Consider the following 13,044-nt stretch of genomic DNA (forward strand, 5'->3'; position numbering starts at 1 on the left):
CTCTCAGGAACTGAGTAATTTGGTTAAAATGGCGTTTTGGCCATGCATTCTGTTTTCCGCCTGCTGCATCAGCAGGGAGGCGTCGCTGTCAATCAGCGAGCCGGTAATCTCCAGGTCGCGGTGAGCGGGCTGGCAGTGCATCACATGTGTAGCACCTGTCGCTGCCATCAGCGCTTCGTTAACCTGATATGGCATGAACTTTTCTTTAATGGCAGACAATGGCGTGTCGTCACCCATTGATAACCAGGTGTCAGTGTAGATGACGTTGGCACCCTTTGCCGCGCTGACGTCATTGCTTACCGTAACGGTAGCACCGGTTTGCTCACCAATGGCTTTAGCGTGAGCGATGATATCTTTGTCTGGCTCATGTCCCTCAGGTGTCACAACTACCTGATGGCACCCCAGCAATGCACCGACTACCAGCAGGGAATGTGTCACATTATTGCCATCGCCAACGTAGGCCATGGTCACGCCTTCGGTTTTCCCGAACTGTTCAAATACGGTCAGGTAGTCTGCCAGTCCCTGACAGGGGTGGTATTTGTCGCACAACGCGTTAATTACCGGCACCCGCGATGCCTCACTGAACTGCAGTAATGTGTCGTGTGAATACACACGTGCCACAATCGCGTCGGCCCAGCACGCGAGATTTGCCGCCATGTCGACAGCGTCTTCTCGGCCTACCAGTTTACCCGCCTGGCTGTCCAGATAAACCATGTGTCCACCCAGCTTATTGATACCGATATCAAAACTCACGCGAGTACGCAGAGACGGCTTTTCAAATAACGCTACAATGGATTTTCCTGCCAGAATATTGGCAAAACTGGCGGGCGACTGCTTTATCTCTACTGCCAGTGACAGCAGGTTTTGCATGGCTTCAGGTGTCCAGTCGGAAAATGTGAGTAGATCCTGCTTCATGACGCTTCTCCTGACAGGTCAGAATCGGGCAACACACGGGTGCCCGTCGTATTTGTTAAAATTTCGGGGATCGGTGAGCCCCAGCTTGCGATGGTGACAGGGCGTGACAGCGAGTTAGCAGCCAGCAACGCGGCATCGACTTTCACTTTCATGCCATCGGTAATTACCCCGTTCTGGCTGTATTTTTCTATATCTTCTGTGCTTAGTTCGCTGAGTAACTGCTTATCGCCATCCAGCACACCGGCCACATTCGACAACAGGAGTAACTCGCCCTGTATAAGCTGCGCTATCACCGTCGCCGCCTGATCAGCATTAATATTCAACAGTCTGCCCTGTGGGCTGCTGCCTATAGAGCTGACAACGGGTAACAGGCCTTGCGCCAGAATCGATTTTAATAATGATGCGTTCTCGGCTTTAGGCGTGCCTACCGCACCGAATTTTTTTTCCATGGGCTGGCATGACACCATGTTGCCATCCAGAAGCGACAAGCCAACCGGCGTGCAGCCCGACTCAATAGCGATGGCGCAAAGTGACTTGTTCGCACTGCCAGCCAGCGCGCCACAAATAAATGGCATATGCTCGTCAGGCGTAACCCGTAGCCCGTCAATTTTCGCACTGGTCAGGCCCAGACTGGCCATCAGCGTTTCCACCAGAGGCCCGCCCCCGTGTACTAACACCACCGGGCGTTCTTCCATTACGGCTTTTATGCTGTCGAGCAGCGCCGCCGCTGCGGCTTTATCATCCAGTAGCGCTCCGCCAACTTTGATGACTATAGGCGTCCTTTTCACTGCGTTATCAATCCTTTTGTTATTTCAAAACCACACATCAGGTTGGCACATTGAATGGCTTGCGAGGCTGCGCCTTTCATCACATTGTCAATCGCTGCGCTTATCACAGCATAGCCAGAATTTTCATCCAGCTTCCAGTGCAAGTCGACAAACGGTGTATGAGCAACGTCGTCTACCTTCGGCATGCTGTCACGCAGCCTTACCAGTGGAGAATTGGCATAAGCGGTGTTAAAGGCGTCGCTGAGGGTGGCATTAGTCACACCTGCTTTCACTTTCACCGTGACCGTAGCCAGAATGCCGCGCTTAAAATTGCCCAGGTGAGGGGTAAAGATAACCGGAGTGCCAAGATAGGCTTCTATCTCTGGCGTATGTCGGTGGCCGAGTACCCCATAGGCTTGCAGACTGACTTCATAAAAGCTGGTAGTCAGGCTGGCTTTTCTGCCTGCGCCACTGACCCCGGAAACCGCATTGATAACGGGCCTTACTGCATTATCCAGCAGTTGTTGCGCAGCCAGTGGCTTTAACGCCGACAGGGACGCGGTGGGATAACATCCCGGTACCGCAATGATTTTGGCAACTTTTATATCGCTTTCGTACCACTCTGCGAGGCCATATACGGCATCTTCCAGACACGCCGCCGCAGTATGCTCGAAGCCATAAAATGTCTTAAACACCTCAGTATCTTTTATACGAAAAGCACCTGACAGGTCTAGTACCCGCGCTTTACCGCTGCTTAATGTCGCCATCCAGTCGTGGCTGGCTTCATGGGGGGTAGCCAGAAACACCAGATCCATTGTCTGACTTAGCGTTTCCAGCCAGGCGTCGGACAGTGGAGTAAGCGTATAGGGCATATGTGCCAGCGTGCCATGAATTGCGGATACGGGCTTATTAGCATCCTGACTGTTCTCGGAAACAAATGTGTTCGTCAGGTTCATGCCTGCATGCTGGTGAACTAATTGAATAAGTTGTGCGCCGGTGTAGCCACTGGCACCAATAATAGAAACATTGATCATAATTTTGACTGACTAAGAGGAAAGTGAAAAAAATCACTTTTTACCTTTGTATTTTGGCTAGGGCATACTCCATCAGCCTTAACCGCTACCACAAAACAAAGGTAAAAAGTGTGCTACCGCAACTGCAAATACGCGCCAGATCGTCGCGGGCAATGCAATGTGTAGCCAGCCAGGGGAGAGTAAACCTGTGTGTTGCTATCAGCTGTAGTTGAGCCGATTAACTGTGTCATTCCTGTGTCCTGTTTCTGTCTTCTGAAGTTCGCAAAAAGTGTCCTTAAAGTATGGTCGAATATCAGAAGAAATCTAAACCATGTGCAAGTTTACTGATATGGAATATTTATGCAATAAAAATAAATAATTATTTTATCTGATCGAGCCAGGTGATGCTGCAGGGTAATGTAATCAGACCTTTGTTACAGCGTGTTGACAAGGGGGTAAAGAAAACTGAAACTGCACTTGCATGCAAACATATAACTATTCCATATTGTCACGTAGCATTCGGGTTACTGCCTGAGGTTGGTGGATTCTGCCCTCCCGACTCTTAGCCCTGGTCTAAGCTGGTTGTCAGGTAACAGAGGCAGTCAATTGCTATGATAGTGGTACGTTGACGATGACCCTATTTTGCAAATAACGTGGTGAGTAACGCAACAATGCGTTTATCCAAGGTACGTAAAATAAAACAACTGTGGCGTTGCCTGACGCTTACAAATTAACAGGAACTCAAAAATAATGAAGAGCGCAACGGTGGCGTTGGTCGCCCACGACCATAAAAAGAGTGACTTACTGCAATGGGTGAAAAATCACATTACAGTGATGCAAAAGTGCAATATTGTTGCAACAGGGACAACCGGACACATGATTGCTGAAAACACCGGTCTGGCAGTGACCCGCTATAAAAGTGGTCCGCTTGGTGGTGATCAGCAAATTGGCGCACTGATTGCCGAGGGGAAACTGGACGCGCTGTTCTTTTTCTGGGATCCGTTAAATCCCGCTCCACACGATCCCGATGTTAAAGCGTTGCTTCGTTTGTGTTCTGTATGGAATGTACCGGTGGCGTGTACTCCTGCTACTGCCGATCTCATGGTAACTTCGCCGCTGTTTCTGTCAGAAGATTATCAGCCGTTGAAACCGGATTACGGCAAGTAAATCGCAGCGACAGCCGGTTAAATAACGCCGCCTCTGCGAACAGAAGCGGCTTTCGGTATGACAAAGCAGAACAGTGACGCATCGCCGCTAAAGCAAAGTCCTTAGCCGTTACCGGCGATGCGGCTTGTGATGATGCTGCTGTCGTTCTTCGCGCATAGCGATGAGAGTTTGTTTCTGCTCTTCATCCAGTACCGCCATCATGCTGGCTTTGTGTTTAGCATGCGCCACCATCGCATTGATGAAATCCTGCTGGTAACTTTCCGCCAGAGCATGCCAGGCTGACTCACTAAAGTTGTCGCTTCGAATTAACGCCTTTTCCTTTTCTATGAAGGTTTTCAGAAGGGCACGCTTTTGCTCAGACTCCGTGCTAAAGGACTTCTGAAGCGATAACAGCTCTGTTTCCTGTGCGTCTGTCAGTGATAATGCAGAGAATGATCTCGGTAGTCTGTTATCTGCCGTGCGCCCCCGTCTTTTTGCAAACCTTTCCTGGCGGGAAATATCCTGTTGCTCAAGCGTATTGCGCTGCGTGGTTGTCAGCAACTGATAAATATCGTGGCGAAGCGCTGCGCGCTCAAAGTGCTCCGCTTTTAACGCAGCAGCACGGGCTGTCAGTGTTTCCTTTAGTTCGGCTTCATCAAGGTTTGCGGTATCTGTCCCAAACTGACTTATTTCTGGGGCGGGAATGTCGCTGAGAATTGCATCCTCGCGATGCTCCTGCATCAAGTTACGAATATCCTGCTTTTGTTCGCGGGTAAGGTCTAATTCTCGCAGAACGTCCATCATGCCGCTTCCAGGCCCCTTTATCGGACCTGCTGTGGCAACACCGCTTACTGCCAGTACGCCAGCAATGATTGCAATAATAGGCTTTTTCATTGTTCGTCTCCTGTAATGGTGCTGAACAACTCAACACGGTGTACAGCTTATGCCAGGTCAACGCAAAGAAGGGTCAGCATAGTGTAAAGCTTGTGTAAAGGCGGCAAGTCGTGCGGCCGGGGGATTTATACTTCTCACTGTAGCGACCCGGCCAAAAAGCGGGAAGAACCTCTCAGGTCAGGATATACAGAACCCTGTTCCCAAATAAGTCCGGTTTTGTCGGCAATCGCCGAAACGGTATTAATTTGTAACTGGATGAACAATTTCACCTTTAAAGAGTCTTTCTTATGAAACACAGCGATATCCCTGCACAGGGAATAAACACGGAAAGGTAGTACAGGAAGTGAATCAGTCCATTCTTATTATTGATGATGATCAGGAACTTACCAGCATGCTTCAGGCTTACTTGCTGGGCATGGGGTTTGAGGTAGCGGTGACGAATGATGGCCCCAGTGGCCTGAACGAAGCGACCACCGGGATGCATTACGACTTAATTCTATTGGATGTCATGATGCCGGGGATGGATGGGTTTGACGTACTTAAGCAACTGCGAATAAGTCACAGCACACCCGTACTGATGTTGACGGCCAGAGGAGATGATTACGACCGCATACTGGGCCTTGAACTGGGCGCTGACGACTACTTACCGAAACCTTTCAACCACCGGGAGTTGGCGGCAAGGATAAAAGCCATATTCCGTCGTCAGGAACTGACAACGACAGCACAACATCAACAGGATATTTACGTAAATGGGATCATGTTGAGTAGCACACGCCAGCTTGTTGAAGTAAATGGTGAGGGCATTAGCTTAACTGGCACAGAGTTTTCTGTATTAAGACTGCTGATGATCCAGGCTGGCAACCTTGTGACCAAAGACGATATCAGTAAGAAAGCGCTGGGCAAAAAGCTGATGGCCTTCGACCGCAGTATCGACATGCATGTCAGCAATATCCGCAAAAAAATTGCTGCCAAAGTCAGTGATGAGAAAATCCGGACTGTACGCGGTTCCGGATACCTTATGAAGATTTCTGCATGAGGGCGTTTAGCATGATCAATCCGGCACGCCGTGTGGTTGGCCGGGTTTTTCTGTGGTTTTGGGCAACTTTCATCGTGGCTGCATTGCTTGCGGTTTGGGTGGGGAGAACCTTCGTTGATAATATCGAAATTGGCACTCCGCAAGACGCTGAAATTGCGTCACTGGAACGGGTGGCAGAAAAGCTGTCATCAACCCGACGGACGCCGCCATTGCGGCTGATACTGGAGCGGGTCAGCCGGTTTGAGAAAGCGTTGCTGGTGGCAGTTGAGCGCGAGACCGGAGACATTGTGCAGGGCAATGGTCCGCCACTGCGCCCGAAAGAGCGCATGGGCATCAAACGGTTGGTTGAACAGCGAGCACCCATTGCGCTTACCAGCAGGGGCTTGCGTATTGTAGGCCCACAGCGTTTGACTTACCGCAACAGCGATATCGCGTTATTTCTGGTCCGTCCGCAGGGACCGGGTGATAACAATGCTTTGCTGATCACAACTATTGTCGTAGCGGTGTTAATTACGATGCTGTTGTCCTATTTGTTCGCCCGTCATTTGGTGAAACCGGTTTTACAGGTTCAGCGCGCAGCTCGCGAATTGGCCGAGGGCGACTGGAAGACTCGGGTATCAGGCGCCATCGAGCGTCAGGACGAAATTGGCCAGCTGGGACGGGATTTTAACCAAATGGCGTTGCAACTGGAAAAAATGTGGATTGGCCAGCAACGACTGCTGGCTGATATTTCTCACGAATTGCGCTCTCCACTGGCACGCCTGCAAATGGCGTTGGGCCTTGCCTGGCAACAGGATATCGATAATGAAACGTTAACTCGCATTGAACGTGAAACTGAACGTATGGACACGTTGATTGGACAGTTGCTGCAGCTTACCCGCGCGGAAGGAAACAAAGCGGAGCGCCATCCGGTTGCCATTCACACGCTGCTACAGGATCTCTTCAGCGATGCAGAATTTGAAGCCAGCAATATGCACAAAAAGGTGGTTATTACGCCACTGCCAGAGGTCACCGTCTGTGTCGACAGTGAGATGGTTCGCAGGGCGGTGGAAAATGTACTCAGAAATGCACTGCACTATGCCAGCGTTGAAGTGACGGTAAGTGTTGAGATCACGGAAAAGTACTGGACTGTAGTTGTTTGTGATGACGGGCCTGGTTTACCAGTGGCGGAATGTGAGCATATCTTCACGCCGTTTTACCGTCCTTCTCAGGCGCGGGAACGCACATCCGGCGGCGTAGGGCTGGGGCTGGCAATTGCAAAAGCCGCCGTACAAATGCATGATGGCAGCGTACATGCCTTGCCGGGAGAATCTGGCGGCCTGTGCGTCACCTTGTGTTTTCCTGTAAACGGATAAGTAGTATGGACTGGATAGTAACCACAGAATCCGAGCTGGTAGAAAAGCTGGCAACAACCATCAATCCCTTTTGGCAATCCCAGGTAACGACGGGAGAGTTTATCGGCGCAGGAGGCGTAACGGTGCATTATGCCTGGTGTGTACCGGAGAACGCACACACCACAGTGGTCATCAGTTCCGGGCGTATTGAGTCGTTGCTGAAATACAAAGAGTTGATCTACGATTTGTGGCATAACGGCTTTGCGGTGTTTATTCCTGATCATCGCGGACAGGGGCTGTCGGGCAGAATGACCAACGACCCCCAACATGGTTTCGTGCACAGTTTTGACGATTACGTAGCTGATCTTCTGACCTTCGTTAAAGACATTGTCAGGCCGCAGGTCTCAGGGCCACTTACCTTGTTGTGTCACTCTATGGGGGGCGCAATTGGTGCGTTGACTTTACTAAAAGCGCCGGAGGTGTTTTCACGGGCCGTACTGGCATCACCTATGTTCGGCGTGAAGCCTGCGTTGCCTGACTGGTTGGCAAGTTCACTGATTTCAGCCGGCCTGACCTTAAACCGTTTGCGTAAAAAGGAGTCAGGCTACTTCTTCGGACAGACACCATACGTCGCGTATCCCTACGCAATTAATACCCTGACTCACAGCGAAGTGCGTTATCGTCTGTTCCGCGAACTCTACGACGAAGACAAGCGCATTCAGTTGGGGGGAGTGACAACTGAATGGCTGCGGGCAGCGCAGGAAGCGATGGATACGATTGAGCAACAGGCAGGGGAGTTAACGCTGCCGATTCTGCTGTTTAGCGCCGATGAAGATAAAATTATTGATAATAAACGACAGCGCCGGGTCGCAGCCAAAATGCCGAACGCGATTGTAGATATTGTGGATGGCGGCTATCACGAATTATTCACCGAATCAGATAGGTTACGCACCCCTGTGTTGCAACGGGCTATGTCATTCTTACAGGGTGACACCACTGGCGAGGTTAAGGCGCCCGCCTGAGTCTTTTCTAAGGCCCAGCGAATTCCCGGTAACTTATTGATTAATAAGTCTGCGTGAAAATTTAATCTGCACGCGCCATGGTTGGTGAAAAGCGGGTACAAGAACTGCATCTTAAACAATATCTATGTTTGTTTTGTTGAGCGCAGCCAGCGCCACAGAACAGCCGGAATGCTCGGGTTTCAAACCTCAGGTTTCCGGACGGCTTTTTCAGGTGTTGTATGAATGCATTATCACTATTAAAAATGCCATTACAAATGCGTAATGGCGATCAGTCTCTGTTCGATGCTTACGGTATGTTTTTATCGGCATCACCGTTACCCGACAATGTCACTCCAATGATTCTTAGAGTGAAGGCGACCGCTGCCGACTTACAGGCTGCATCACTTTCTTCAAAAGCCCAAGTCAGCCGCTAGCTTGCTGTTTAAAGCACGCCATGTCAGCATTGACCGGACACAGGCAGTGTTGTCTTAACTAGCGCAGTACAGGTTACTTGTACACAAGAGTTTGCGTGTGTCGTTACGCACCGCAATATCGGGTTGCTGAGTACAAATCCGCTGCAATGATAAACGTCGGTTGTATCCCGACTCTGTTGTATATGGCCTTCAAACAGGGCGTAAGTTAATCTGCTACCTTGTCAGTGCTGGCGCAACACACTATGCTTGGCGCCACCGAAATTACTTGAGCGTCGACCATGCTGGACATTGTGCTTTATCAGCCCGAAATCCCTCCCAATACCGGCAATATTATCCGTCTTTGTGCGAACACCGGATTCAAACTTCACCTGATTGAACCGCTGGGTTTTGAATGGGATGATAAGCGCGTACGACGTGCAGGCCTCGATTATCACGAGTTTACCGATGTAAAACGCCACGACTCATTGGATGCGTATCTTGCGTCTGAACAACCTGCCAGAGTGTTTGCCTGCACCACCAAAGGTAGAGCGTTTCATTCAGATGTGCAGTATCAGAAAGGTGACGCGCTGCTGTTTGGCCCGGAAACCCGCGGTCTTCCAGATGACGTAATAAACGCGTTACCCCCTGCGCAACGTGTTCGCATTCCTATGCTCCCCGACAGCCGTAGCATGAACCTGTCCAATGCCGTATCCGTGTTCGTATATGAAAGCTGGCGCCAGCTCGGGTATGACGGAGCCCGCTAAATATCACAACTTGTGACCATAAATCACATCAAACTCGCTTTCGTGGTTCTCATCAGGCGTGCTATCAAATAGGGCGTAATTGTAGTTACTATAAAAATATGGCGGATATTGTCTGATTGGTGTCATTCTGCCATCATGGCTTTTGCGTAAACTCAGCGTGTGAAATAAATTAAGGATGAAACAACAATGAAATCACACGTTAACGCCGCGCGACTCGGCTGGCTTGCTATCATATTTTTATTGATAGCGCCTGTACGTCATGCCTATGCCAAGCAACCCTTTACCGTCGCTATACTGATGTTTGATAAGGTGCAGATCATCGATTTTGCTGCACCATACGAAGTCTTTGGACAGGCCGATTACGAGGTATTCACGGTATCCGAAACCGGGGAAACCGTCACAACCGCAATGGGGCTGAGCGTGAACCCGGAATACTCATTCAAAACCATGCCGGAGGCGGATGCGATCCTGGTACCCGGCGGTGATACCCATGACGTTATGCATGACAAAGATGTTCAGCAGTGGTTACAGACCATGCAAGGGAAAGTCGCACATATCCTGTCGGTGTGCACGGGCTCCCACATCCTGGCCGAGTCCGGCTTGCTGGATAATCAGTCTGCCACCACGTTTCATGGCGCAATGAACAGCTTTGAAAAGGACTATCCAGACATTACCGTGCTCAGAGATAAACGGTTTGTTGATAACGGCAAGGTTATTACGTCGGCAGGCTTGTCATCAGGTATTGATGCGTCACTACACTTGGTGAGTGAGGTGTCGGGTGAGGAAAAAGCGCGTTCTGTGGCACTGCACATTGAGTACGACTGGGATCCTGAAGGGGGATTTGTTCGGGCAGTCATGGCAGATCGCTACTATCCGGATAACCACTATGACTGGCCGGAAGGAATACAGTTTGAACGCGAGTATTCCTTTGGGGATGAGACTGACTGGAATATCGCATTCACGGCAGTAACAACGGCCCCGGCATCTGAGCTACAGCAGCGATACCGTCAAGCCATGTCAGCACACGATGACTGGCAGGAGGTGGATGCAGACGTCCCCGGGCTTATGCGCTGGCGAGGACAAGCTGGTATGTCAGGCTGGGTACATGAGGTGTCCGTTACGCCGGCAAAACCTTCAGGCACTTATACCCTCTCTCTTGAAATGCATAAGGCGAAGGCTGAGTAATACGATGATAAAACGAAAAATTGGCTTCCTGTTGTTTGATCAAATGAATACCCAGGATTTGGTGGGGCCAATGGAAGCCTTTTTTTCGGTCAGTGAAATTAAGGCATCGCCATACGAGTTACAGTTTATCGGCGAAGCATCCGGTGCTTATCGCAGCGAATCCGGTCTGGCGCTGGTAGCGGACTATCAACTCGATGAGATTACCTCTCTGGATACACTGATTATTCCGGGCGGGGCTGGTTCGAGGTTGTCAGCCGTGCAAAAGGCAGTATGCCCATGGCTTGCGGGTATTAAACCTAAAGTAAGGCGCATGGCGAGTGTTTGTACCGGCGCATTTCTTCTGGCTGAGGCCGGCCTGCTTGAAGGGCGGCATGCGACAACGCACTGGGGGTTTGTTGGTGAACTTGCAAAAGCGTATCCCAACGTTGACGTGCATGCGGATGAGTTGTATATCGACAACGGCGACATTGCGACATCAGCCGGGATAACCTCGGGAATCGATCTGGCGTTGCGTTTAATTGAAAATGATTTGGGGGCGGATGTGGCCTCACAAGTTGCACGATTTCTGGTAGTGCACTATCGACGTGCTGGCGATCAGGCGCAGTTTTCAGCACCACTGCGCTTTCAGCAAAAGGCCGACAACGGCTTCGCCTCATTAAGCAGTTTTGTGCTGGACAATTTGCAAAAAGAACTCAGTGTTGGTGAGCTTGCAGCTCATTGTGCCATGAGTGAACGGAACTTCTATCGTTTGTTTACGCGGAAAATGGGAGAAACTCCGGCGCGGTATATCGAAACGCTACGACTGGACTATGCCAGGCAATTGCTGGTAGAGAAATCGTGGTCGCTGGGGCGGGTATCTGATGCGTGCGGGTATCGCAGTGCAGATGCATTCAGGCGAGCTTTTCAAAGGCGATTTTCAATATCACCTTCAGACTACCGGGAGCGCTTCACAAGCAGATAAAAAAACGCAGAATAAACATTCTGCGTTTTTGTGCAATATTGCGTTATGCGGTTTCGCTTTTTAAGTCGCGTCCCAACAGCGCCAGCGCGGCTTCTTTGGGTGAACGGCCGTTATACAAGACTTCATAAATCTGTTCACAAATAGGCATCTCTACACCCATTTTGGAGGCCAGAATATGGACTTCGTCGGTATTGCGATAACCTTCTACCACCTGGCCGATATCGGCGATTGCCTCGTCGACACTTTTGCCCTGACCCAGAGCCAGTCCAAAGCGGCGATTGCGCGACTGGTTGTCGGTACAGGTGAGTACCAGATCGCCCAGGCCGGCCATCCCCATAAAGGTCTCCGGTTGCGCGCCAAGCTTAACGCCCAAACGGGTCAGTTCAGCCAGTCCGCGGGTAATAAGTGCGGTTCGGGCGTTTGCGCCAAAACCCAGCCCATCGGCAAGGCCAGCGCCAATGGCGATGACGTTCTTAACTGCTCCGCCCAACTGAACACCAATAATGTCTGGGTTGGTATATACGCGAAAAGATTTTGCACAATGCAATTTAGCGGCAAAGTCAACTACCAGCGAGTCATCAGCAGAGGATAGCGAAATAGCGGTAGGCAAGCCCGCGGCCATTTCTTTGGCAAACGTTGGCCCGGAAAGCACAGCCAGCGGAAAGGCGTCGCCAAGTACATCCACTGCGACTTCACGCAGCAATCGTCCAGTCCCCGGCTCCAGGCCTTTGGTCGCCCAGATAATTCGTTGCCCGGGTGTCAGCATGGGCTTGATGGTTTCGAGCATGCTTTTGAACGCATGGCTTGGTACCACCACCAGGATATCGCGACTGGCCGTAACCACTTTTTCCAGATCACTCTCTGGCATCAAGGCGTCCGGAAACTTCGCGCCCGGCAGGTAGCGAGCATTTTCGCGTTCTGCTGCCAGTGATGCGACATGATCAGGATCACGTCCCCACAACAAGGTGGGTACATTATTACGGGCCAGACAAAAAGCAAGGGCGGTGCCATAAGACCCCGCCCCTAATACCGAAACCGATTCCGATTTCACAGACACGTGATTACGCGTCCATTTTCGGTGCTTCACCGTTCTCTTTTGCTTGCTGTGCACGCTTTTGTACATAAGCCGCAAAGATCGCGTCGAAGTTAACCGGCGCCAGATTCAGCGGAGGGAATGTTCCGCGGTTAACCAGGCTGGAGATAGTTTCACGTGCATATGGGAACAGCATGTTGGGGCAGAAAGAGCCAAGCGTATGCGCTTTGTTTTGCTCTGGCATTTCGCCAACATGGAAAATACCGGCTTGCTGTACTTCACACAAAAAGCCTGTCTCTTCACCCATAGACGCAGTGACTGTCACAGACAGAACGACTTCGTATACGTTTTCATCAATTTTATTGGTGCTGGTATCCAGGTCCAGTTTGATTTCCGGCTTCCACTCTTTGGTGAAAATAGCAGGCGCATTTGGCGATTCAAAAGAGATGTCTTTTGTGTAGATACGCTGGATATTAAACTGTGGAGCCTGGGCTTGTTGGCCAGCAGCGGCGTCATTGTTGGTTTGATTTTCGTCAGCCATGTTACTTCCTAATCATGTTGTATTGATGCATTAAGGTCAGA

At 50.6% G+C, this 13,044-nt stretch carries 14 protein-coding genes; 8 read left to right on the forward strand and 6 right to left on the reverse strand.

The annotated features are described in order from the left end of the window. Positions 1 to 3 precede the first annotated feature (3 nt). From ACLBLI_RS02155 to argC, 3 genes are read right to left on the reverse strand one after another with little or no spacing between them, the layout of a single operon-like run. A complete protein-coding gene (locus tag ACLBLI_RS02155) occupies positions 4 to 915 on the reverse strand; it encodes an ornithine carbamoyltransferase (protein WP_414829537.1) in 912 nt (303 codons plus the stop codon). Continuing rightward, positions 912 to 1,703 carry an acetylglutamate kinase gene (gene argB / locus ACLBLI_RS02160; protein WP_414829538.1) on the reverse strand — a complete coding sequence of 264 codons (792 nt, stop codon included), beginning with the start codon at positions 1,701 to 1,703 and terminating at the stop codon, positions 912 to 914. Before argB ends, ACLBLI_RS02155 begins: the two co-directional genes overlap by 4 nt. After that, positions 1,700 to 2,716: an N-acetyl-gamma-glutamyl-phosphate reductase gene (gene argC, locus ACLBLI_RS02165; protein ID WP_414829539.1), complete on the reverse strand. Its 1,017-nt coding sequence runs from the start codon at positions 2,714 to 2,716 to the stop codon at positions 1,700 to 1,702. Before argC ends, argB begins: the two co-directional genes overlap by 4 nt. Before the next feature lie 729 nt (positions 2,717 to 3,445). Here argC and ACLBLI_RS02170 point away from each other — a divergent pair. Beyond that, complete coding sequence (locus ACLBLI_RS02170) at positions 3,446 to 3,862, forward strand: methylglyoxal synthase (protein ID WP_414829540.1); 417 nt, start codon at positions 3,446 to 3,448, stop codon at positions 3,860 to 3,862. A 108-nt stretch (positions 3,863 to 3,970) separates the two neighbouring features. Here ACLBLI_RS02170 and ACLBLI_RS02175 read toward each other — a convergent pair whose 3' ends face one another. After that, positions 3,971 to 4,735 carry a Spy/CpxP family protein refolding chaperone gene (locus ACLBLI_RS02175; RefSeq protein ID WP_414829541.1) on the reverse strand — a complete coding sequence of 255 codons (765 nt, stop codon included), beginning with the start codon at positions 4,733 to 4,735 and terminating at the stop codon, positions 3,971 to 3,973. 391 nt (positions 4,736 to 5,126) lie between these two features. Between ACLBLI_RS02175 and ACLBLI_RS02180 the strand changes: the two genes are divergently transcribed. The 7 genes from ACLBLI_RS02180 (at position 5,127) to ACLBLI_RS02210 (ending at position 11,429) form a co-directional block, all read left to right on the forward strand. Further along, positions 5,127 to 5,771 carry a response regulator gene (locus ACLBLI_RS02180; RefSeq protein ID WP_414830884.1) on the forward strand — a complete coding sequence of 215 codons (645 nt, stop codon included), beginning with the start codon at positions 5,127 to 5,129 and terminating at the stop codon, positions 5,769 to 5,771. Between the two features lie 11 nt (positions 5,772 to 5,782). Further along, positions 5,783 to 7,126, forward strand: a complete 1,344-nt coding sequence (locus ACLBLI_RS02185; RefSeq protein ID WP_414829542.1) for an ATP-binding protein — start codon at positions 5,783 to 5,785, stop codon at positions 7,124 to 7,126. 5 nt (positions 7,127 to 7,131) lie between these two features. Then, positions 7,132 to 8,127 (forward strand): alpha/beta fold hydrolase, encoded by a 996-nt coding sequence (locus tag ACLBLI_RS02190; RefSeq protein ID WP_414829543.1) that lies wholly within the window; start codon positions 7,132 to 7,134, stop codon positions 8,125 to 8,127. A gap of 218 nt (positions 8,128 to 8,345) precedes the next feature. After that, positions 8,346 to 8,540 (forward strand): hypothetical protein, encoded by a 195-nt coding sequence (locus tag ACLBLI_RS02195; RefSeq protein ID WP_414829544.1) that lies wholly within the window; start codon positions 8,346 to 8,348, stop codon positions 8,538 to 8,540. A gap of 278 nt (positions 8,541 to 8,818) precedes the next feature. Continuing rightward, a complete protein-coding gene (gene trmL / locus ACLBLI_RS02200; RefSeq protein ID WP_414829545.1) occupies positions 8,819 to 9,283 on the forward strand; it encodes a tRNA (uridine(34)/cytosine(34)/5-carboxymethylaminomethyluridine(34)-2'-O)-methyltransferase TrmL in 465 nt (154 codons plus the stop codon). A gap of 186 nt (positions 9,284 to 9,469) precedes the next feature. Continuing rightward, the gene (locus tag ACLBLI_RS02205; RefSeq protein ID WP_414829546.1) at positions 9,470 to 10,468 is read left to right on the forward strand and encodes a DJ-1/PfpI family protein; all 999 of its coding nucleotides are present in this window, start codon (positions 9,470 to 9,472) and stop codon (positions 10,466 to 10,468) included. 4 nt (positions 10,469 to 10,472) lie between these two features. Next, positions 10,473 to 11,429 carry a GlxA family transcriptional regulator gene (locus ACLBLI_RS02210; RefSeq protein ID WP_414829547.1) on the forward strand — a complete coding sequence of 319 codons (957 nt, stop codon included), beginning with the start codon at positions 10,473 to 10,475 and terminating at the stop codon, positions 11,427 to 11,429. Between the two features lie 43 nt (positions 11,430 to 11,472). Here the strand turns inward: ACLBLI_RS02210 and gpsA are convergent, their stop codons facing one another. Further along, positions 11,473 to 12,480 carry an NAD(P)H-dependent glycerol-3-phosphate dehydrogenase gene (gene gpsA / locus ACLBLI_RS02215; RefSeq protein ID WP_414830885.1) on the reverse strand — a complete coding sequence of 336 codons (1,008 nt, stop codon included), beginning with the start codon at positions 12,478 to 12,480 and terminating at the stop codon, positions 11,473 to 11,475. Positions 12,481 to 12,490: 10 nt separating this feature from the next. After that, the gene (gene secB, locus ACLBLI_RS02220) at positions 12,491 to 13,003 is read right to left on the reverse strand and encodes a protein-export chaperone SecB (RefSeq protein WP_414829548.1); all 513 of its coding nucleotides are present in this window, start codon (positions 13,001 to 13,003) and stop codon (positions 12,491 to 12,493) included. Positions 13,004 to 13,044: the final 41 nt, after the last annotated feature.

This window comes from Alteromonas sp. H39, assembly GCF_047556435.1.
Classification (GTDB): domain Bacteria; phylum Pseudomonadota; class Gammaproteobacteria; order Enterobacterales; family Alteromonadaceae; genus Alteromonas.